Origin of the sequence: Streptomyces sp. BBFR25, from assembly GCF_044590125.1 — a bacterium.
GTDB lineage: Bacteria > Actinomycetota > Actinomycetes > Streptomycetales > Streptomycetaceae > Streptomyces > Streptomyces canus_D.
In genome coordinates this window covers 1,910,257-1,931,079 of record NZ_CP172447.1, presented here as the reverse complement: position 1 = coordinate 1,931,079, position 20,823 = coordinate 1,910,257, and the positions used below count along the sequence as shown (strand labels likewise).

General features: G+C 69.8%; 19 protein-coding genes. 18 read left to right on the top strand and 1 reads right to left on the bottom strand.

Annotation, left to right across the window (positions count from 1 at the left end; all coding sequences use genetic code 11):
* Positions 1-99 precede the first annotated feature (99 nt).
* The 6 genes from arc (at position 100) to prcA (ending at position 6,286) form a co-directional block, all read left to right on the top strand.
* Positions 100-1,866, top strand: a complete 1,767-nt coding sequence (gene arc, locus ACGH52_RS08715) for a proteasome ATPase (RefSeq protein WP_059299666.1) — start codon at positions 100-102, stop codon at positions 1,864-1,866.
* Positions 1,867-2,098: 232 nt separating this feature from the next.
* Positions 2,099-3,610 carry a depupylase/deamidase Dop gene (dop, locus tag ACGH52_RS08710; RefSeq protein WP_343234728.1) on the top strand — a complete coding sequence of 504 codons (1,512 nt, stop codon included), beginning with the start codon at positions 2,099-2,101 and terminating at the stop codon, positions 3,608-3,610.
* A gap of 177 nt (positions 3,611-3,787) precedes the next feature.
* On the top strand, positions 3,788-4,006 hold the full coding sequence (locus ACGH52_RS08705; protein ID WP_016325855.1) for a ubiquitin-like protein Pup: 219 nt from the start codon (positions 3,788-3,790) through the stop codon (positions 4,004-4,006).
* A gap of 90 nt (positions 4,007-4,096) precedes the next feature.
* Entirely contained in the window at positions 4,097-4,663 is a 567-nt protein-coding gene (locus ACGH52_RS08700) for an endonuclease VII domain-containing protein (protein WP_210976740.1), read from the top strand.
* The gene (prcB, locus tag ACGH52_RS08695) at positions 4,615-5,460 is read left to right on the top strand and encodes a proteasome subunit beta (RefSeq protein WP_059299663.1); all 846 of its coding nucleotides are present in this window, start codon (positions 4,615-4,617) and stop codon (positions 5,458-5,460) included. The genes ACGH52_RS08700 and prcB overlap by 49 nt, the downstream gene beginning before the upstream one ends.
* A gap of 61 nt (positions 5,461-5,521) precedes the next feature.
* Entirely contained in the window at positions 5,522-6,286 is a 765-nt protein-coding gene (gene prcA / locus ACGH52_RS08690; protein WP_076973582.1) for a proteasome subunit alpha, read from the top strand.
* 20 nt (positions 6,287-6,306) lie between these two features.
* Here the strand turns inward: prcA and ACGH52_RS08685 are convergent, their stop codons facing one another.
* On the bottom strand, positions 6,307-7,317 hold the full coding sequence (locus tag ACGH52_RS08685; RefSeq protein WP_399938464.1) for a LacI family DNA-binding transcriptional regulator: 1,011 nt from the start codon (positions 7,315-7,317) through the stop codon (positions 6,307-6,309).
* A 104-nt stretch (positions 7,318-7,421) separates the two neighbouring features.
* On the opposite strand from ACGH52_RS08685, the gene ACGH52_RS08680 reads away from it, so the two are divergent.
* The 12 genes from ACGH52_RS08680 (at position 7,422) to ACGH52_RS08625 (ending at position 20,810) form a co-directional block, all read left to right on the top strand.
* Positions 7,422-8,681, top strand: a complete 1,260-nt coding sequence (locus ACGH52_RS08680; protein WP_059299660.1) for an MFS transporter — start codon at positions 7,422-7,424, stop codon at positions 8,679-8,681.
* Positions 8,682-8,690: 9 nt separating this feature from the next.
* The gene (gene pafA, locus ACGH52_RS08675; RefSeq protein ID WP_210976737.1) at positions 8,691-10,052 is read left to right on the top strand and encodes a Pup--protein ligase; all 1,362 of its coding nucleotides are present in this window, start codon (positions 8,691-8,693) and stop codon (positions 10,050-10,052) included.
* 164 nt (positions 10,053-10,216) lie between these two features.
* On the top strand, positions 10,217-11,224 hold the full coding sequence (locus tag ACGH52_RS08670; RefSeq protein ID WP_399938461.1) for an FKBP-type peptidyl-prolyl cis-trans isomerase: 1,008 nt from the start codon (positions 10,217-10,219) through the stop codon (positions 11,222-11,224).
* Between the two features lie 60 nt (positions 11,225-11,284).
* Positions 11,285-11,656: an FKBP-type peptidyl-prolyl cis-trans isomerase gene (locus ACGH52_RS08665; protein ID WP_059299658.1), complete on the top strand. Its 372-nt coding sequence runs from the start codon at positions 11,285-11,287 to the stop codon at positions 11,654-11,656.
* A 137-nt stretch (positions 11,657-11,793) separates the two neighbouring features.
* Entirely contained in the window at positions 11,794-12,747 is a 954-nt protein-coding gene (locus ACGH52_RS08660) for a YafY family protein (RefSeq protein ID WP_059299657.1), read from the top strand.
* An 18-nt stretch (positions 12,748-12,765) separates the two neighbouring features.
* The gene (locus ACGH52_RS08655; protein ID WP_210976735.1) at positions 12,766-13,809 is read left to right on the top strand and encodes a YafY family protein; all 1,044 of its coding nucleotides are present in this window, start codon (positions 12,766-12,768) and stop codon (positions 13,807-13,809) included.
* Positions 13,806-14,135 (top strand): hypothetical protein, encoded by a 330-nt coding sequence (locus tag ACGH52_RS08650; RefSeq protein WP_079032934.1) that lies wholly within the window; start codon positions 13,806-13,808, stop codon positions 14,133-14,135. Before ACGH52_RS08655 ends, ACGH52_RS08650 begins: the two co-directional genes overlap by 4 nt.
* A gap of 10 nt (positions 14,136-14,145) precedes the next feature.
* A complete protein-coding gene (locus tag ACGH52_RS08645; protein WP_059299654.1) occupies positions 14,146-14,340 on the top strand; it encodes a hypothetical protein in 195 nt (64 codons plus the stop codon).
* A gap of 279 nt (positions 14,341-14,619) precedes the next feature.
* Positions 14,620-14,907: a Sec-independent protein translocase subunit TatA gene (gene tatA / locus ACGH52_RS08640; protein WP_399938458.1), complete on the top strand. Its 288-nt coding sequence runs from the start codon at positions 14,620-14,622 to the stop codon at positions 14,905-14,907.
* Between the two features lie 47 nt (positions 14,908-14,954).
* Positions 14,955-15,905 (top strand): twin-arginine translocase subunit TatC, encoded by a 951-nt coding sequence (tatC, locus tag ACGH52_RS08635; RefSeq protein WP_121702676.1) that lies wholly within the window; start codon positions 14,955-14,957, stop codon positions 15,903-15,905.
* Between the two features lie 67 nt (positions 15,906-15,972).
* Positions 15,973-18,825: an RNA helicase gene (locus ACGH52_RS08630; RefSeq protein ID WP_059299652.1), complete on the top strand. Its 2,853-nt coding sequence runs from the start codon at positions 15,973-15,975 to the stop codon at positions 18,823-18,825.
* Between the two features lie 359 nt (positions 18,826-19,184).
* Positions 19,185-20,810 carry a sensor histidine kinase gene (locus tag ACGH52_RS08625; protein WP_399938456.1) on the top strand — a complete coding sequence of 542 codons (1,626 nt, stop codon included), beginning with the start codon at positions 19,185-19,187 and terminating at the stop codon, positions 20,808-20,810.
* Positions 20,811-20,823: the final 13 nt, after the last annotated feature.

The following is a 20,823-nucleotide window of genomic DNA, read 5'->3' as shown; positions in this document are numbered from 1 at the left end:
GGACACACCCCGACAGTCTTTGTGATCTAGGGGTTTCAATCGACACCCACCCAGGTAGGGTCTGGAAGCGTCCAGCTCCCCTTGGAGGAGGTGAGGACCGTGGCAGCCCACGACGACGACATGAACCGCGGCATCCGCCCGGGACGCGGGTCCGAGGACCCGGCCGGGCAGGTGGCCTACCTTGAGCAGGAGATCGCCGTCCTGCGACGCAAGCTCGCCGAATCTCCGCGACACACGAGAATTCTCGAAGAGCGGATCGTCGAACTGCAGACCAACCTGGCCGGCGTGTCCGCCCAGAACGAGCGACTCGCCGGAACACTCCGCGAGGCCCGCGACCAGATCGTGGCCCTCAAGGAAGAGGTCGACCGGCTGGCCCAGCCGCCCGCCGGCTTCGGTGTCTTCCTACAGGCCAACGAGGACGGCACCGCCGACATCTTCACCGGCGGCCGCAAACTCAGGGTGAACGTCAGCCCGAGCGTCGAGCTCGACGAGCTCCGGCGCGGCCAGGAAGTGATGCTCAACGAAGCACTCAACGTGGTCGAGGCCATGGAGTACGAGAGCGTCGGCGACATCGTCACCCTCAAGGAGATCCTCGAGGACGGCGAGCGCGCCCTGGTACTCGGCCACACCGACGAGGAAAGAGTGGTAAGGCTCGCCGAACCCCTGCGCGGCCTCACCATCCGCCCCGGCGACGCCCTCCTGCTCGAACCCCGCTCCGGCTATGTCTACGAGGTCGTCCCCAAGAGCGAGGTCGAAGAACTCGTCCTCGAAGAGGTCCCCGACATCGGCTACGAGCAGATCGGTGGCCTCGGCGGACAGATCGAAGCCATCCGCGACGCGGTCGAGCTCCCCTATCTCTACCCCGACCTGTTCCGGGAGCACGAGCTGCGTCCGCCCAAGGGCGTCCTGCTCTACGGGCCCCCCGGATGCGGCAAGACGCTCATCGCCAAGGCCGTCGCCAACTCGCTGGCCAAGAAGGTCGCCGAGGTCACCGGCCAGGCCGCCGGCAAGAGCTTCTTCCTCAACATCAAGGGACCCGAGCTCCTCAACAAGTACGTCGGCGAGACCGAGCGGCAGATCCGCCTGGTCTTCCAGCGAGCCCGTGAGAAGGCCAGCGAGGGCACCCCCGTCATCGTCTTCTTCGACGAGATGGAATCCCTCTTCCGCACCCGCGGCTCCGGCGTCAGCTCGGACGTGGAGAACACCATCGTCCCGCAGCTGCTCGCCGAGATCGACGGCGTGGAGGGCCTGCAGAACGTGGTCGTCATCGGCGCCTCCAACCGCGAGGACATGATCGACCCCGCCATCCTGCGGCCCGGCCGGCTCGACGTGAAGATCAAGATCGAACGTCCGGACGCCGAAGCGGCCAAGGACATCTTCGGCAAGTACCTCACCGAACGCCTCCCCCTCCACTCCGACGACCTCGCGGAGCACGAGAAGGACAAGGCGGCCACCGTCCAGAGCATGATCCAGACGGCGGTGGAACACATGTACGCCGAATCCGAGGAGAACCGCTTCCTGGAAGTCACCTATGCCAACGGCGACAAGGAAGTCCTCTATTTCAAGGACTTCAATTCCGGCGCCATGATCGAGAACATCGTGGGCCGCGCCAAGAAGATGGCGATCAAGGACTTCCTCGACAAGAACCAGAAGGGCCTCCGCGTCTCCCACCTCCTCCAGGCCTGCGTGGACGAGTTCAAGGAGAACGAAGACCTGCCCAACACCACCAACCCCGACGACTGGGCCCGCATCTCCGGAAAGAAGGGCGAACGGATCGTGTACATCCGTACGCTCGTCACCGGAAAGCAGGGCGCGGACACCGGACGCTCCATCGACACGGTGGCAAACACCGGTCAGTACCTGTAAAAGGCGGGGCGGCTGCGGGTGCCCACACCGGGTACCCGCAGCCGACTGTTTTCCGGAGCCCCGGCTGGAGCAAGGCAATGACGCAAATGATCTCCCCGCCAGCGCAAAGGCGTTCTAGGCTCTTCCATACCGCCGAGTCGCGCAGTGCGGGGACGGGCACCGCACACGCATCGGAGCGCCAGCGGTACTTGAGCGGCGCCCACTACGGGCGCTGCCGGGCAAGGAGGGCCGCATGACCGTACGGCGAGTAATGGGCATCGAGACGGAGTACGGGATCTCCGTCCCCGGCCACCCGAACGCCAATGCCATGCTCACCTCGTCCCAGATCGTCAACGCCTACGCGGCGGCGATGCACCGGGCCCGCCGGGCCCGCTGGGACTTCGAGGAGGAGAACCCGCTCCGGGACGCGCGAGGCTTCGACCTCGCCCGCGAGGCCGCCGACTCCAGCCAGCTCACCGACGAGGACATCGGCCTCGCCAACGTCATCCTCACCAACGGAGCACGGCTCTACGTCGACCACGCCCACCCCGAATACAGCGCTCCGGAAGTCACCAACCCGCGCGACGCGGTCCTGTGGGACAAGGCCGGCGAACGCATCATGGCCGAGGCCGCCGAACGCGCGGCCCAGCTCCCCGGCGCCCAGCCCATCCACCTCTACAAGAACAACACCGACAACAAGGGCGCCTCCTACGGCACGCACGAGAACTACCTGATGAAGCGGGAAACCGCTTTCTCGGACATCGTGCGCCACCTGACGCCCTTCTTCGTCTCCCGCCAGGTCTTCACCGGCGCCGGCCGCGTCGGCATCGGCCAGGACGGTCACGAACACGGCTTCCAGCTCAGCCAGCGCGCCGACTACTTCGAGGTCGAGGTCGGCCTGGAGACGACGCTGAAGCGCCCCATCATCAACACCCGCGACGAACCGCACGCCGACGCCGAGAAATGGCGCCGACTGCACGTCATCATCGGCGACGCGAACCTGTCGGAGATCTCGACCTACCTGAAACTGGGCACGACGGCCCTGGTCCTGTCCATGATCGAGGACGGCTTCATCGCCGTCGACCTGGCCGTGGACCAGCCGGTACGGACCCTCCACCAGGTCTCGCACGACCCCACGCTCAAACACCTCGTCACGCTGCGCAGCGGCCGCACACTGACCGCCGTGCAGCTCCAGATGGAGTACTACGAGCTGGCCCGCAAATACGTCGAGGAGCGGTACGGCGCCGACGCCGACGACCAGACCAAGGACGTCCTCGGCCGCTGGGAGGACACCCTCAACCGGCTCGAGAACGACCCGATGAGCCTGGCCGGTGAGCTGGACTGGGTCGCCAAGCGGGAGCTGATGGAGGGCTACCGCCGCCGCGACAACGTCGACTGGGACGCCCCCCGGCTGCACCTCGTCGACCTCCAGTACGCCGACGTACGGCCCGACAAGGGCCTCTACAACCGCCTGGTGGACCGCGGCCGCATCAAGCGCCTGCTGGACGAGAACGAGGTCGAGCGGGCCCGTACGAAGCCGCCGGAGGACACCAGGGCCTACTTCCGCGGGCGCTGTCTGGAGCAGTACGCGGACGACGTCGCGGCGGCCTCCTGGGACTCGGTGATCTTCGATCTGCCGGGCCGGGACTCGCTCCAGCGGGTGCCAACCCTGGAACCGCTTCGCGGAACGCGTAATCACGTCAAGGAGCTCCTGGACCGCTGCCGCACCGCGGACGACCTGGTCAGGGTCCTGTCCGGCGGGTGAGGGACCGGAGCGGGTACACGGAGGAGACCGCCGGACAGGGTGGAAACCCACCCGGTCCGGGAACCATCGAGATGGCCCCCGTTCGTTGGAGAAACGCGGGGCCGATGTCGGACCCGGCTTGTAGGGTCTGATCTTGACCGAGCAACTGTGTCGGGCGAACCGAGCGGGGTGAGGGTTATGGCGACCAAGGACACCGGCGGCGGGCAGCAGAAGGCCACGCGGTCCACCGAGGAGGTCGAGGAGCAGGCGCAGGACGCGCAGGCATCGGAGGACCTCAAGGAACGCCAGGAAAAGCTGAGCGACGACGTGGACTCCGTCCTGGACGAAATCGACGACGTACTCGAGGAAAATGCCGAGGATTTCGTGCGGAGTTTCGTGCAAAAGGGCGGACAGTAAAGGCCCAACGGCGACTCTCCCTTCGAAGTGAAGGTAACGGGGGATATTGGGGTGGTTGGGCAATCGGGCGAGAAGCGGTGCACGGGATGCATGCGCGATCTGCCCGTGTCCGGGTTCGCCCGGGACAAAAACCGCGGTGACGGCCTCCAAGTGCGGTGTCGGGAGTGTGTGGCGGAATACAGCGCCGCGCATTACCGGCGCCGCCGCGAGGCCATGGGGCTGACTGTCCGGGAGAAGGTCGACGTTCCAGCGGGGCACAAGCTCTGTCGGACCTGCGGTGAAGTCAAGCCGCACAGTGAGTGGCACCGCAACGGGAGCGCTTCCGACGGCCTGTCGACCCGCTGCAAGGCATGCCGGGCCATCCAGGGGCGGGAAGGGCACCTGAAGCGCCACTACGGCCTCACCGAGGCGGAGCGGGACCAGTTGATCGCCGACCAGGGCGGCGTCTGCTGTATATGTCTTGCCGCCCCCGCCGCGCATGTGGATCACTGCCACGAGACGGGTAGGGTCCGTGGCGTACTGTGCTTCAGCTGCAACGCTGCGCTGGGGCAGTTCAAGGACCGGCCCGATGCCATAAGGCGGGCTGCCGCTTACGTGGAAGGAATCGCGTGGAAGCCAACACTCGTAGCACCGGGCGTCTACCAGCTGCCTTCCTGACGCCCGGGTCCTCTTCTTTCATGGACTTCCTCGGTGAGCATCAGCCGGAGATGCTCCCGGGCAACCGGCAGCTGCCGCCGGTGCAGGGCGTCATCGAGGCACCGCACGGCACCACGATCGTGGCGGTCACGTTCCCCGGGGGCGTCGTCCTCGCCGGTGACCGGCGGGCCACCATGGGCAACATGATCGCCCAGCGGGACATCGAGAAGGTCTTCCCGGCCGACGAGTACTCGGCGGTGGGCATCGCCGGCACGGCGGGTCTGGCCGTGGAGATGGTGAAGCTGTTCCAGCTGGAGCTGGAGCACTTCGAGAAGGTCGAGGGCGCCCAGCTGTCCCTGGAGGGCAAGGCGAACCGCCTGTCGACGATGATCCGGTCCAACCTGGGCATGGCGATGCAGGGGCTGGCCGTGGTGCCGCTGTTCGCCGGGTACGACGTGGACCGGGGCAGGGGCCGTATCTTCTCGTACGACGTGACGGGTGGCCGGTCCGAGGAGCGGAACTACGCGACCACGGGGTCGGGCTCGGTCTTCGCGCGCGGTGCGATGAAGAAGCTGTTCCGTGACGACCTGACCGAGGAGCAGGCCACGACCCTCGTGGTGCAGGCGCTGTACGACGCGGCCGACGACGACTCGGCGACCGGTGGTCCCGATGTCGCCCGCCGGATCTATCCGATCATCACTGTGATCACCGAGGACGGTTTCCGCCGGCTCAGTGAGGACGAGGCCGCGGAGCTGGCCGGCTCGGTGCTGCAGGCCCGGCTCCAGCAGCCCGACGGCCCGCGGGCCGCGCTGCTGTAGCGGGCGCGGGTCTTCGTTGTCAGGTGGTCCAGTGATTTCGACAGGAAGGGACGGATAACCGGTGTCGACGCCGTTCTATGTATCTCCTCAGCAGGCGATGGCCGACCGGGCGGAGTACGCCCGCAAGGGCATCGCCCGTGGTCGCAGCCTGGTCGTGCTGCAGTATGCCGACGGCATCGTGTTCGTGGGTGAGAATCCGTCCCGTGCGCTGCACAAGTTCAGCGAGATCTACGACCGGATCGGCTTCGCGGCCGCCGGTAAGTACAACGAGTACGAGAATCTGCGGATCGGCGGCGTGCGCTATGCCGACCTGCGGGGTTACACCTACGACCGTGACGACGTGACGGCGCGCGGTCTGGCGAACGTGTACGCGCAGACGCTGGGCACGATCTTCTCCAGTCAGGCCGAGAAGCCGTACGAGGTGGAGTTGGTCGTCGCGGAGGTCGGTGACAGTCCGGACAGTGATCAGATCTACCGGCTGCCGCACGACGGTTCGATCGTCGACGAGCACGGCTCGGTGGCGGTCGGGGGCAACGCGGAGCAGATCAGCGGTTATCTGGACCAGCGGCACCGGGACGGTATGACGCTGGCCGAGGCGCTGAAGCTGGCGGTGCAGGCGCTGTCGCGTGACACCAACGGGAGTGAGCGGGAGATTCCGGCGGAGCGGCTGGAGGTCGCGGTGCTGGACCGGACGCGTCCGCAGAAGCGCAAGTTCAAGCGCATCGTGGGCGGCCAGCTGTCGCGGCTGCTGGAGTCGGGTGCGGGTGCCGACGTCAGCAAGACGCCTGAGACGGACGAGGCCGACTCCGGGTCGGACGAGGAGTAGGCGCTCACCTCACCCTCACCTCATCGCGGCGGGGCCGTAGACCCCCGTACCACCAGGCTGACCGGCAGGTCCCCCTCCTCGGGGGGCCTGCCTTCCAGTACCGCCAGCAGTGCGCGCATGCCCCGTTCGCCGAAGGCCTCCGCGTCGAGGCGGACGGTGGTGAGTTCGGGGTCGATGGCGGTGGCGAGGCCGAGGTCGTCCAGGCCGGTGACGGACAGGTCGTCGGGGACGCGGAGTCCGGCGCGCCGGATGGCCTTGTAGGCGCCGACCGCGAGCTTGTCGTCGTCGCAGACCAGCGCCGTGGGCCGGGGCCCGGGCGCGGCGAGGGCGGCCTCGGTGGCCCTGAGGGCGCCCTCGATCGAGATGGGGGCCCGGATCGTGCGCAGGTCGGTGCCGGGGGCGTCGGCGAGCCGCGAGGCCAGTTCGCGGGCGCGTACCTCGAAGGTCCAGGACGGGATGTCGGCCGCGAGGTGGAGGAAGCGGCGGTGGCCCAGGGTCAGCAGGTGCTCGGTGACCTGGCGGATGCCGTCGGCGATGTCGAGGTTGACCGTGGCGGCGCCCAGGCTGCCCTCGGGGTCGCTGTCGAGCATGACGAGGGGGAGTTGGTCGCCCCGGATGGCGGTGAGGGCGTCGGCGGCCATGGAAGAGGCGATGACGCCGTCCAGGGCGGCCTGGGCGGAGGCGAAGGGGTCCCGGGCGGGGCCGACGCCTTCGGGTGAGGGGTAGAGGACCACGCCGAAGCCGTGCGCGGCGGCGACGCGTGCGGCGCCGGTGTACACCTCCGCGAAGAACTCCGTGGTGAGGGCGGGGACGACCAGCAGGACGGTGCGGGTGCGGCCGAGACGCAGGTTGCGTGCGGCCAGATTGGGGCGGTAGCCGAGTTCCTGTGCGGCGTCGCGGACCCGCTGGGCGGTCGGTTCGGAGACGCGGCCGCGCCATTTGTCGCCGAGGACCAGGGAGACGGCTGCCTGGGAGACGCCGGCGGCCTGGGCGACGTCCCGGCTCGTGGGGCGGGTGCTGCCTCGTGCCACCGTTCGCCTGCGCTTTCGTCTGGACTGCTGAACTGGCGACATGGTACGTATGGCGACGGCAGTTATACGTAACACTTGCTGGAGCGAGGACAAGGAGGTGCGTCGTGGTCGCCGGGTATCTGGACATCCTCCGGGCGCGGCACGCCGTGCGGCTGCTCGTCGGCACGCTGGTCGGGCGGTTGCCGAACGCGACGGCGGCGATCGCGATCGTGCTGTTCGTGCGGGCCGAGGGCGGTTCGTACAGCCTCGCGGGGGCGCTGGCGGCGGTGTACGGCGTCGCCAACGCCGTGGGGCAGCCGGTGCTGGGGCGGCTGGTGGACCTGCACGGGCAGCCGCGGGTGCAGTTGCCGGCCGCGGTGCTGTCGGCGCTGGCGATGGCCGTGTTCGCGTTCGCGGGCACCGGGACGGCCGTGCTGGCGTACGGGGCGGTGGCGGCGGCCGGGTTGTTCACGCCGCCGCTGGAGGGCGGGCTGCGGGCGCTGTGGCCGAGTGTGCTGGGTGAGGAGGACCAGGTGCACACGGCGTACGCGATGGACGCCGTGGCGCAGGAGGTCATGTTCACCGTCGGGCCGCTGCTGGTGACGGTGTGCGTGTCGCTGTGGTCACCGCAGGCCGCGCTGCTCGTGCTGAACGCTGTCGGGGTGCTGGGCGCGCTGTCCGTGGTCGTGTCGCCGCCCTCGCGGGCGTGGCGGTCGGCGCCGCGGGAGGCGCACTGGCTGGGCGCGCTGCGTTCGGGCGGGCTGCTGGCGCTGCTGGGGGCCTTCCTGTTCATCGGGATGGCGCTCGGGTCGATCACGGTCGCCTCGGTGCCGTACGCCGACGAGCACGGGGGCGACGCCGTGTACGGGTGGCTGATGGCCGCCCTGGGGCTCGGTGCGCTGGTCGGGGGAGCGGTCTACGGGGCGCGGCGGTGGACCGGTGAGCCAGCGCGGCGGCTGCGCGTGCTGGTGGCCCTGCTGGCGGTCTGCTACCTGCCGTTGCTGCTGATGCCGGGTGCGGTGGCCATGGTGCTGCTCACGGTCCTCGCGGGTGTCTTCCTCGCGCCGTGCATCGCCTGTGCGTTCGTGCTCGTCGACGTGCACGCGCCGCGGGGGACGGTGACGGAGGCGTTCTCGTGGCTGGTGACGACGTTCACCGTGGGTGCGTCGGTGGGGACCGGCCTCGCGGGGCCCGTCGTGGAGCACGGCGGGGCGCTGTGGGGCTTCGCGGTGCCGGGGGCGGCGGGGGCCGTCTCGCTGCTGGTGCTGGCGTGCACCGGGCGGGTCCTCGCAGCTCCCGCGCGGGGAGCGGTGGTTGCGGCTTCATCGGAAAATGATCCAAACCGTGCCGTCGAACCCCGTTTCAGTTCGGGTCATCAGGCGTAATGTTCAGTCATGGACCGCCGCATTTTCGGGCTGGAGAACGAGTACGGCGTCACGTGCACGTTCAGGGGACAGCGCCGCCTGTCGCCTGACGAGGTGGCGCGGTACCTCTTCCGCCGTGTCGTGTCATGGGGCCGCAGCAGCAATGTCTTTCTGCGCAACGGGGCCCGCCTCTATCTCGACGTGGGATCACATCCGGAATACGCGACACCCGAATGTGACAACGTGATCGAGCTCGTCACCCACGACAAGGCGGGCGAGCGCATTCTCGAGGGACTCCTGGTGGACGCCGAACGACGCCTGCACGAGGAGGGAATCGCGGGCGACGTCTACCTCTTCAAGAACAACACCGACTCCGCCGGCAACTCCTACGGCTGCCACGAGAATTACCTCGTGGCCCGGCACGGGGAGTTCTCGCGCCTCGCGGACATCCTCATTCCGTTCCTGGTGACGCGGCAGTTGCTGTGCGGTGCGGGCAAGGTGCTGCAGACGCCGCGCGGTGCCGTGTACTGCGTCAGTCAGCGGGCCGAGCACATCTGGGAGGGCGTCTCCTCGGCGACGACCCGGTCCCGGCCCATCATCAACACGCGCGACGAGCCGCACGCGGACGCCGAGCGTTACCGGCGCCTGCACGTCATCGTGGGCGACTCGAACATGTCCGAGACGACCATGCTGCTCAAGGTCGGCGCCACCGACCTGGTGCTGCGCATGATCGAGGCGGGCACGGTGATGCGGGACCTGACCCTGGAGAACCCGATCCGGGCGATCCGCGAGGTCAGCCACGACATCACCGGGCGCCGCAAGGTGCGTCTGGCCAGCGGCCGGGAGGCGTCGGCGCTGGAGGTGCAGCGGGAGTACTACGAGAAGGCCGTGGACTTCTGCGAGCGCCGCGGCATCCGCACCGGCACCGTCGAGCGCGTCCTGGAGCTGTGGGGCCGCACGCTGGACGCCATCGAGGCCGAGGACCTCGACCGCATCGGCACCGAGATCGACTGGGTCATGAAGTACAAGCTGCTGGAGCGGTACCGGGCCAAGCACAACATGACCATGTCGCACCCGCGGGTCGCGCAGATAGACCTCGCCTACCACGACATCCACCGGCGTCGTGGTCTGTACTACCTGCTCGAGAGGAAGGGCCAGGCCGCCCGGGTCGCCAACGACTTGAAGATCTTCGAGGGCAAGTCCGTTCCGCCGCAGACCACTCGGGCCCGGCTGCGCGGCGACTTCATCCGGCGGGCCCAGGAGCAGCGCCGGGACTTCACCGTCGACTGGGTCCACCTCAAGCTCAACGACCAGGCGCAGCGCACCGTGTTGTGCAAGGACCCGTTCCGGTCGGTGGACGACCGGGTGGAGAAGCTGATCGCCGGGATGTGATCCGGGCGGCGTGAGGCCGGACGGGTGAGAGAGGCGTCTTCGCGTGAAAGCGCGGAACGCCACACGGGCACCGTACGTTAGCCGTGCGGTGCCCTTCTCACGCCGTAGAGTTGCGCGCACGCCAGCCGACAGGACCGACCCGATACCGATACGAGGCCCCCACCGTGCGCCGACGCTCACTCCTCATCGCCGTCCCCACGGGACTGGTCACGCTCGCCGCCTGCGGTGACAGTGACGACTCCGGCTCATCGAGCAACGCGAGCGACAGCGCGTCGCCCGAGGCGTCGGCCACGTCGGCCGCTCCGCCGCCGAAGATCGTGGACGGTCCGCTGCCGGCGATCACGGCGGGGACGAAGTTCGACGAGAAGCCGACCGTCGCCAAGGGCAGCGGCGAGCCGTCCAAGGACCTCGCGGTCAAGACGGTCATCGCGGGCGGCGGCAAGGCCGTCGCGGAGAACGACTTCATCACGGCGAACTACCTCGGCCAGGTCTGGCAGAGCGCGAAGGTCTTCGACAACTCCTACGACCGCAAGACGCCTCTGGTGATCCAGCTCGCCCAGGGCAGCATCATCGACGGCTGGCGGTACGCGCTCGCCGGCAAGAAGACCGGCAGCCGTGTCCAGTTCTCGGTGCCGCCGACCTGGGGGTACGGCGAGCAGGGCAACGAGCAGGCGGGTATCAAGGGCGACGACACGCTGGTGTTCGTGGTCGACATCCAGGACACCTTCAACGCCAGGAGCAGCGCCGACGGCAAGAAGGTCGCGCAGGACGACGCCGCCCTGCCGAAGGTCGGCACCAACACCGACGGCAAGGCGCCGTCCATCGAGGTGCCGAAGAGCGACCCGCCGAAGAAGCTCGCCGCCGAGTACGTCCTGGAGGGGGACGGCGCCGAGGTCGGTGCCCAGGACAGTGTGCTGGTGCAGTACGAGGGCGTGCTGTGGGACGGGGGCAAGGAGTTCGACTCCACGTACGCCAGGAAGCAGCTGACGTCGTTCTCGTTGCAGCAGGTCGTCAAGGGGTGGGCGCAGGGTCTGACGGGCAGGAAGGTCGGCAGCCGCGTCCTCATCGTCATCCCGCCGGACCTGGGGTACGGCGACAGCCCGCCGGAGGGCAGCGGCATCGAGAAGGACTCCACGCTGGTCTTCTCCGTGGACATCCTCGCGAAGATGTGACGCCTCAAAGATGTAAGACTTGGGCCGTTGCCTTTCCGCAGACAAGCAGGAGCTGAACACGTGAGCATCGACAAGCCCGAGGTCGACTTCCCGGGCGGCGAGCCCCCGGCGGACCTCGAGATCAAGGACATCTGGGAGGGCGACGGCCCGGTTGCCGAGGCCGGTCAGACCGTGACCGTCCACTACGTGGGCGTGACCTTCAGCACGGGCGAGGAGTTCGACGCCAGCTGGAACCGCGGTGCGCCGTTCCGCTTCCCGCTCGGTGGCGGTCGCGTCATCAAGGGCTGGGACCAGGGCGTGCAGGGCATGAAGGTCGGCGGCCGCCGCCAGCTGACCATCCCGGCGCACCTCGCGTACGGCAACCAGAGCCCGACCCCGGCGATCCCGCCCGGCTCGACGCTGATCTTCGTGGTCGATCTGCTCGGAGTCTGATCGAAGTACGAACGGCCGGCGATCGGAGCCGGTCACCTGGGGTCCATGCCTGTCCGGGCATGGGCCCTCGGCTTTTGCCGCGCCACCACGGGGCGGTACGGTCATCCGTCGTAAGCACCATAGGGAGAAGGGCGTCGATGGCCATTGCCAAGGCCGAGCGGCTGATGAACCTGGCGCTGTGTCTGCTCGGGACACGGCGGCCACTCAGCAAGCGTGAGCTGCGCGAGTCGGTCGAGGCCTATCTCGAGGCGGGCTCCGACGACTCCTTCAACCGCATGTTCGAGCGCGACAAGGACGACCTGCGCGAACTCGGACTGGTCATCGAGACCGTGGAGAGCCTGGACGGCGAGATCGGCTATCTGGCCCGCCGGGACAGCAACCGGCTGCCGCCCATCACCCTGGACGCCGAGGAGGCCGCGGCCCTCGGGCTGGCCGCGAAGGTGTGGCAGCAGGCCCGGCTCGCCGGTGCCGCGAGCGGCGCGCTGCAGAAGCTGCGGGCCGCCGGGCTGCCCGAGGACGTCGACCCGTACGAGCCGCACAGCGCGCTGGAGCCCCGCATCCCGGTGCACGAGGCGGCCTTCGAGCCGCTGATGCTGGCCTGCCGCGACCGCCGGCCGGTCGTCTTCGACTACCGCAAGGCGAATGCCGCCCAGCCCGAGCCCCGGCTCGTGGAGCCGTGGGCGCTGGAGTGCTGGCGCGGCCACTGGTACCTGGCGGGCTTCGACCGCGACCGGGGTGCCGAGCGGGTGTTCCGGCTGTCGCGGATCACGGGGAAGGTGCGCTCGCGCGGATCGCGCTTCACCGCACCGGTGCCCGACGTCGTCACCGTCCGGGAGACGGTCGCGAGCTGGGCGGGGGAGAGTGCCGACCGTTCCGCACTGATCCGGCTGCGTGCGGGCGCGGGCTACCCCCTTCGGGCGAAGGCCACCGGGGTGCGGGAACTCGGTGACGGCTGGGACGAGTTGGAGATTCCGTACGGGCACGGCCTGGACGCCTGGCTGGTGGAGTTCGGACCGGACGTGGTGGTGCTGGAGCCCGCCGAGCTGCGTGCGGACGTGGTGGACCGGCTGCGTGCCGTGGCCAAGGGCTGAGGGGGAGCGGACAACACTGTGGCAGGCAAACCGGTCAGGCCCGTGAACGCCATCGACCAGACCCGACGGATGCTGTCCCTGGTGACGTATCTGCGCGAGCGCCCCGGCGCCCGGATCGAGGACGTGGCCCGCGCCTTCGGCATCACCGAGGACGAGCTGGTCTCCGACCTCGACGTGCTGCCCATGTGCGGGACCAGTTTCCGGGGCGGCGATCTGCTGGACATCGACACCGACGGCGAGCGCATCTGGTGGCACAACCCGGCCGCTCTCGGGGCGGACGCCGCGGAGCCGCTGCGGCTGGCCGCCGACGAGGCGACCGCGCTGCTGGTCGCCGCCCGGGCCGTGGCGACCCTGCCGGGGCTGCGCGAGAGCGACCGGCAGGCGCTGCTGCGGGCGACCGCGAAGGTGGAGACCTCGGCCGGTGAGGCGGCCGGTGCCAGCTCGCGCCTGTCCGTCACCTTCGAGTCCGAGGGCGGTGTCTTCGCCGACGTCGACCGGGCCATCTCGGAGCGCCGCCGGCTGTGGATCCGCTACTACTCGCCGGCCCGCGACGAGGTCACCGAGCGCGAGATCGACCCCATCCGCCTGGTCAGCGTCGGGCACACGTACGTGGAGGCCTGGTGCCGCCGCTCCGAGGCCCGGCGCACCTTCCGGCTCGACCGGGTCGCCGAGATCCGCATCCTGGACGAGCCCTCCGCACCGCCGGAGGTGGAGCTGCGGGACCTGTCGGAGGGGCTGGTGCAGCCCGCCGCGGAGGACCCCGAGGTCGTCGTCGAGGTCGGCCCGGGCGGCCGCTGGGTCGCCGAGTATTACCCGCACGACAGCGCCGATGAACTTCCCGACGGCGGTCTGCGTATCACTCTGCGCACCCCCGACCCCGCCTCGCTGCGGCGGCTGGCGCTGCGGCTGGGCCGCGACGGCCGGATCGTGTCCCCGTCGGCGCTCGCCGACAGTGCCCGGCGGGCCGCCCGCGAGGCGCTGGCCGCGTACGACGGGATCGAGGCACCCTACGGGGCCGGGACGGTCGACGGGCAGCACGGCAGGCAGGAGCGAGCACGGTGAGCGACCCCCTGGGACCGCCCGGACCGTCCGGACCCACAGGGCAGTCCGGGCCGTCCGGGCCGGGCATGACGGCGGCGACCGCGTTCGCCGGCATGAGACGCGTGTCACCGGTCGTGTTCAAGGCGGGCTGCCCGGACTGCCGGGGCCGTTTCGAACTCGCCGCGAGCGCCCTGCGCCTGGCCATCGGCGCCACCAGCCGTACCACCTTCTACTCGTTCACCTGCCCCGAGTGCGGGTCGGCCGTGCGCAAGCCGGCGGGGGAGCGGGTCGTGGAGCTGCTCACCGGCGGCGGGGTCAGGACCCTGCGGCTGCACTCGACGGTCTAGTCTCGACGTCATGTTCTGGCCGATGTTCGCGGTTGCCGTGGGTTTCCTGGGTCTCGCCGTCCTCGCGGTGTTCGCCGTGAAGGTGTTCGTGGAGGCGCAGCGCCTCGGTCGGCAGGTGACGGACTCCACCCGCCGCATCAGCCGGGCCGCCGAGGACCTGGAGCGCGCGACCGAGAGCGCCGCCCGCGCCGTGGACGCCTTGTGAACGCGCGGAAGTATGCGGCGAAGTGGCGCCGGTGACCCGACGGGCCGGTGTGAGTTACGTTTTGGGGCACTTCGCCCTGTCACCTCACGGGTCGCGGGCGGTACGCTGCTGGTCGCGGCCAGGAAAACGAGGCCCGGTCGCGGACGGGAGTACGCACGGGGATTGCCTCACGTTCACCCCTGAGCGTTACGATCGCTGCACAAGACGATCGATCGGACGTATGTCCGGCCGGTCGGACAGCACCCCCACCCAGCCGCCTCGGTGAGAAGGTAAAGACTTATGTTCGGAAGGCTCGGCGCCCCCGAGATCATTCTCATCCTCGTCGTCATCATCCTGCTGTTCGGCGCGAAGAAGCTTCCGGACATGGCGCGGTCGCTCGGCAAGTCGGCACGCATCCTCAAGAGCGAGGCCAAGGCCATGAAGAGCGAGGCCAAGTCCGACGAGGCCGCCCCCGCCGATCCGCCGGGCCCCGAGCAGTCCGCGGCGCAGCGCACCATCCAGGCCGCCCCCGGCGACGTGACCAGCTCCCGGCCGGTCACCGAGTCGACGGACACGACCAAGCGCTGACGCAGGGCCGGTGACCTCCGGCCCGCCGCACGAGATGGGAACGTGGGTTGCTGAAGTCTGCCCGCAACAAGGAGAAGGATCCCGAAGGGCGGATGCCGCTCGCGGAGCACCTTCGTGAGCTCCGCAACCGGCTCGCGAAGGCGCTGCTGGCCATCGTCGTCGTCACCGTGGCCGCCGCCTTCTTCTATCAGGAGATCATCAACCTCCTCACCGAGCCGATCCTCGAGTCGATCGGCTGTGAGAAGTCGTTCGCGGAGCTGGCCCAGTCGCAGGCCGGCTCGGAGCCGTGCGCGCAGATCACCATCAACGGTCTGCTCGGCCCCTTCACCCTGGCGCTGAAGGTGTCCCTGACCGCCGGTGTCGTGCTGGCCTCGCCGGTCTGGCTCTACCAGCTGTGGGCGTTCGTCGCCCCGGGCCTGCACCGGAGCGAGAAGAAGTACGCCTACGCGTTCGTCGCCACCGGCGCCCCGCTGTTCCTCATCGGCGCCTACTTCGCCTACGCGGTGCTGCCCACCTCCGCGGAGGTGCTGATCGAGTTCACGCCGAGCGACGTCGACAACCTGCTGCCACTGGACGAGCTGCTCGATCTCGTCACGCGCATGGTGCTCGTCTTCGGTCTCTCCTTCGAGCTGCCCCTGCTGCTGGTGATGCTCAACCTCACCGGCGTGTTGACAGGCCGCCGCATGCTCGGCTGGTGGCGCGCGATGATCATGGGCATCACGCTGTTCGCCGCCATCGCCACGCCCAGCACCGACCCCCTGACCATGCTCCTGCTGGCGGGACCGATCTGGGTCCTGTACTTCGCCGCGGTCGTCTTCTCCCTGGTGAACGACCGTCGCAAGGCCCGCCGCGAGGCCCTGGAGCCCGACGTCGACGAAGCCTCCGACCTGGACCTCACCCCCGAGGACATCGGCGAGGTCGAGCCCGTGACCACCGCCCATGCGCTGCCCGAGCAGGCCACGAAGGACCGGGTCAACGGCTACGACGACGTGACCTGAGGACCGCCGGGGCGGTGACGGCAGGCGTCGCCGCCCCCACGGAACCCCCACACGGCCGATCCCGATAATGATCGTCCGGTTGTCAGTGCGGGCCGGTACGCTCGAAAGCACGATGACAGAGGATCTCTCACCGGCCGAGCGGTACGCGGCAGCCCGTCAGCGCGCTGTCGAGCAGGCCACCGCGCTCGCCTCCTTCCGCGAGATGTACGACTTCGGCCTCGACCCCTTCCAGATCGAGGCCTGTCAGGCACTCGAGGCGGGCAAGGGCGTCCTGGTGGCCGCGCCCACCGGCTCCGGCAAGACGATCGTCGGCGAGTTCGCCGTCCACCTCGCCCTCCAGCAGGGCAGGAAGTGCTTCTACACGACCCCCATCAAGGCCCTGTCGAACCAGAAGTACGCCGACCTGTGCCGCCGCTACGGCGCCGACCGGGTGGGCCTGCTCACCGGCGACAACAGCGTGAACTCCGACGCCCCGGTGGTCGTGATGACCACCGAGGTCCTGCGCAACATGCTGTACGCGGGCTCCCAGACCCTCCTCGGCCTCGGTCACGTGGTCATGGACGAGGTGCACTACCTCTCCGACCGGTTCCGCGGCGCGGTCTGGGAGGAGGTGATCATCCACCTCCCCGAGTCCGTGACCCTGGTGTCGCTCTCGGCGACCGTGTCGAACGCGGAGGAGTTCGGCGACTGGCTCGACACCGTGCGCGGCGACACCCAGGTGATCGTCTCCGAGCACCGGCCCGTGCCGCTGTTCCAGCACGTGCTGGCCGGGCGCCGGATGTACGACCTGTTCGAGGAGGCGGAGGGCCACAAGAAGGCCGTCAACCCCGACCTCACGCGCATGGCACGCCTGGAGGCCAGCCGCCCGTCCTACCAGGACCGCAGGCGCGGCCGCGCCATGAAGGAGGCCGACCGGGAGCGGGAGCGCAGACAGCGCTCGCGGGTGTGGACGCCGAGCCGGCCCGAGGTCATCGAGCGGCTGGACTCCGAGGGGCTGCTGCCCGCGATCACCTTCATCTTCAGCCGGGCCGGCTGCGAGGCCGCCGTCCAGCAGTGCCTGTACGCGGGCCTCAGGCTCAACGACGAGGGCGCCCGGGAGCGGGTGCGGGCCCTCGTCGAGGAGCGCACCTCCTCCATCCCCCGCGAGGACCTGCACGTCCTGGGCTACTACGAGTGGCTGGAGGGGCTGGAGCGCGGCATCGCCGCCCACCACGCCGGCATGCTGCCGACCTTCAAGGAGGTCGTCGAGGAGCTGTTCGTCCGCGGTCTGGTGAAGGCCGTCTTCGCCACCGAGACGCTCGCCCTCGGCATCAACATGCCCGCCCGCTCGGTCGTGCTGGAGAAGCTCGTCAAGTGGAACGGCGAGCAGCACGCCGACATCACCCCCGGCGAGTTCACCCAGCTCACCGGCAGGGCCGGCCGGCGCGGCATCGACGTCGAGGGCCACGCCGTGGTGCTGTGGCAGCGCGGCATGAACCCCGAGCACCTCGCGGGACTGGCCGGCACCCGCACGTATCCGCTGCGCTCCAGCTTCAAGCCGTCGTACAACATGGCGGTCAACCTGGTCGAGCAGTTCGGCCGGCACCGTTCGCGGGAGCTGCTGGAGACGTCCTTCGCGCAGTTCCAGGCGGACAAGTCGGTCGTCGGCATCTCCCGTCAGGTGCAGCGCAACGAGGAGGGCCTGGAGGGCTACAAGGCCTCCATGACCTGCCATCTCGGCGACTTCGACGAGTACGCCCGGCTGCGCCGCGAGCTGAAGGACCGCGAGCAGGAGCTGGCCCGACAGGGCGCCAACCAGCGCCGCGCGGAGGCCGCCGTGGCGCTGGAGAAGCTGAAGCCGGGCGACGTCATCCACGTGCCCACGGGCAAGTACGCGGGCCTCGCCCTGGTCCTCGACCCGGGGCTGCCCGCCGGGCGGTCCAACGGCCACCGCGGCTTCGACCACCACGACGGGCCCCGCCCGCTGGTGCTGACCGCCGAGCGGCAGGTCAAGCGGCTGGCGTCGATCGACTTCCCGGTGCCCGTCGAGGCGCTGGACCGGATGCGGATCCCCAAGTCCTTCAACCCGCGCTCGCCGCAGTCCCGCCGCGACCTGGCCTCCGCGCTGCGCACCAAGGCCGGGCACATCCCGCCGGAGCGGGCCCGCAAGAAGCGTTCCCAGGCCGCCGACGACCGGGAGATCGCCCGGCTGCGCAAGGCGATCCGCGCCCACCCCTGCCACGGCTGCGACGACCGCGAGGACCACGCCCGGTGGGCCGAGCGCTACCACCGGCTGCTGCGCGACACCTCGCAGCTGGAGCGTCGGATCGAGGGCCGGACCAACACCATCGCCCGCACCTTCGACCGGATCGTGGCGCTGCTGACCGAGCTGGACTACCTGCGCGGCGACGAGGTCACCGAGCACGGCAAGCGCCTGGCCCGGCTCTACGGCGAGCTGGACCTGCTCGCCAGCGAGTGCCTGCGCGAAGGCGTGTGGGAGGGGCTGTCCCCGGCCGAGCTGGCCGCCTGCGTCTCGGCGCTGGTCTTCGAGTCCCGGGTCGCCGACGACGCGATGGCGCCGAAGGTGCCCTCGGGCAAGGCGAAGGCCGCGCTCGGTGAGACGGTCCGCATCTGGGGCCGCCTCGACGCCCTGGAGGAGGACTTCCGGATCAGCCAGACCGAGGGGGTCGGCCAGCGCGAGCCCGACCTCGGCTTCGCCTGGGCGGCGTACATGTGGGCCTCCGGCAAGGGCCTCGACGAGGTGCTGCGCGAGGTCGAGATGCCGGCCGGCGACTTCGTGCGCTGGTGCAAGCAGGTCATCGACGTCCTCGGCCAGATCTCGGCCGCCGCGCCCGGTGACGGCTCCACCGTCCCGAAGAACGCGCGCAAGGCGGTCGACGAACTGCTGCGCGGGGTGGTCGCCTACTCGTCCGTGGGCTGAGCCCCACCCCAGCAAGGCCCGGCGGTGACCCCGCCGGGCCTTCGCGCGTTCCGGGGCCCCGGCGCCTCTTTCCCCCATCACGGTGAGTGATTTTCGAGAACCCTCGGGGCATTACTCCACGTGTTCGAATGACTCCCCGTCGTGCAAATGGGCCCGACCATACTCCAGTCCCCACGCCCGTTTCAGGTGCTTGCCGAATATGACACGGCGATGATCCCCCCGGACTAAGCTCGCCCGCAGCGCACCGAGTTGAGGTGTATTCGCGCGCTTGTTCCCAATGCGCCGAAGATCCCGACAACTCCCAGACATACCCCGACGCAAGCTTTCCCATCCCCGCCGATTCGTTTCAGAGGGCCTACATGGTGAGTGTTGATTCCCCTCCAGGTCGCCGTGAACTTCCCTACGCGCGCACCCTGTTGCTGCCGGCCATACTGATGGCCGCGGCCACCGGGGCCGCCGTCGCCCTCGTGACGGAACCGGCCCGGCTCGCCGTCGGCCTGTGCGGTGCCGTCGCCACCGTCCTGGTGATCGCCGCGGGCGCCGAAGCGGTGCGCCGCGGCCGCGCGCTGCGAGACCAGCGCGCCGAGCACGCCCGTCACACCGCGTATCTGGAACACCGGGCCGCGAACCACCATGAGGAGATGGTCCGCCTCGGCTCCGAGGTCATCCCGAACGTCCTGCAGTACATGCGCCGGGGCGCCACGCCCCGCGAGATCATGAACCGCCTGGCCGAGATCGACCCCACCTACGCCGAACTCGGCGAGCCCCAGCGCAAGCTGGTCCGCATGGTCTGCGAGATCGTCGACCACGAGGACGCCATGCGCGAGTCCGCCGAGCGCTCCTTCGTCGACATCGCCCGCCGTGTCCAGGCGATCGTCCACCAGCAGCAGAAGGAACTCCGCGAGATGGAGGAGGACCACGGGCGCAACCCCGAGGTCTTCGACGACCTCCTGCGCATCGACCACGGCACCTCGCTGATCGGCCGCCTCGCCGACTCCATCTCCGTGATCGGCGGCGGCCGGCCCGGCCGCCAGTGGCCCCAGCCGGTCGCCCTGTACAGCGTGCTGCGCGGCGCCATGTCCCGGATCCTGGAGTACCGCCGGATCAACCTGGCCTCCATCGCCAAGGTCAACATCAAGGGCACCGCCGTCGAACCGGTCATCCACGCCGCGGCCGAACTCCTCGACAACGCCACCCGCTACTCGCCGCCCGCGGCCAAGGTGCACGTCACCGCGACCGAGGTGCAGAGCGGGGTGTGCATCGAGATCGAGGACGCCGGAGTCAGCCTCAGCGAGGAGTCCCGCGCCCGTATCGAGGGCCTGCTCGAACAGGCCAAGCGCGGCACCGACGTGCAGGACCTCGCCCACCACCCGCGCCTGGGCCTGTCGGTGGTCGGCCGGCTGTGCACCCAGTTCGGCATGGACGTCTCGCTGCGCGCCTCCGCGTACGGCGGCGTCCGCGCCATCCTCATCGTGCCCAGCAAGATGATGACCACCGAGCCCGGCGTCGGCCTCGCCCACGGCATCGGCGCCACCTCGATCCCCACCCCCGGCCCCGACGCCCTGCCCGGGCCGCAGCGCAGGCCCAAGAAGCGCCGCCCCACCAGTCCCCGGATCCCCGCCTCGGTCTCCATGGAGGACGACGTTCCCGAGGTGACCGAGTGGACGGCGGGCGGCCTCCCGCAGCGCCGCAGCCGGGTCAAGATGCCGCTCAGCCAGCGCCTCGCCGAGCAGGCGGCGTGGGAGCGGGAGGACGCCGAACGCGAGGCCCGCCAGGCCGCCGAGCGCGCCCGCAACGGCATCCCGGCGCCCGCCGAGCCGGAGCCCGCGCAGGAGAAGGACCAGGGCGGCCTCCCCCCGGGCCACTTCATCGGCGCCTTCTGGGAGGGGCTCAAGCAGCACCCGGGCAGCACCCAGGCCCAGCAGCAGTCCAGCAGCAGTGAGCCGGCCCACGCCCCGGCAGACGACGAGGGGAACCTCAAGTGATCGAGCAGCAAGG

What these genes read in the sequence shown, in the direction of transcription:
- dop (WP_343234728.1), top strand. Translation starts at nt 2,099, where the DNA reads ATGACCGTACGGCGAGTAATGGGCATCGAGACGGAGTACGGGATCTCC.
- ACGH52_RS08705 (WP_016325855.1), top strand. Translation starts at nt 3,788, where the DNA reads ATGGCGACCAAGGACACCGGCGGCGGGCAGCAGAAGGCCACGCGGTCC.
- ACGH52_RS08700 (WP_210976740.1), top strand. Translation starts at nt 4,097, where the DNA reads ATGCGCGATCTGCCCGTGTCCGGGTTCGCCCGGGACAAAAACCGCGGT.
- pafA (WP_210976737.1), top strand. Translation starts at nt 8,691, where the DNA reads ATGGACCGCCGCATTTTCGGGCTGGAGAACGAGTACGGCGTCACGTGC.
- ACGH52_RS08660 (WP_059299657.1), top strand. Translation starts at nt 11,794, where the DNA reads ATGGCCATTGCCAAGGCCGAGCGGCTGATGAACCTGGCGCTGTGTCTG.
- ACGH52_RS08645 (WP_059299654.1), top strand. Translation starts at nt 14,146, where the DNA reads ATGTTCTGGCCGATGTTCGCGGTTGCCGTGGGTTTCCTGGGTCTCGCC.
- tatA (WP_399938458.1), top strand. Translation starts at nt 14,620, where the DNA reads ATGTTCGGAAGGCTCGGCGCCCCCGAGATCATTCTCATCCTCGTCGTC.
- ACGH52_RS08630 (WP_059299652.1), top strand. Translation starts at nt 15,973, where the DNA reads ATGATCGTCCGGTTGTCAGTGCGGGCCGGTACGCTCGAAAGCACGATG.
- ACGH52_RS08625 (WP_399938456.1), top strand. Translation starts at nt 19,185, where the DNA reads ATGGTGAGTGTTGATTCCCCTCCAGGTCGCCGTGAACTTCCCTACGCG.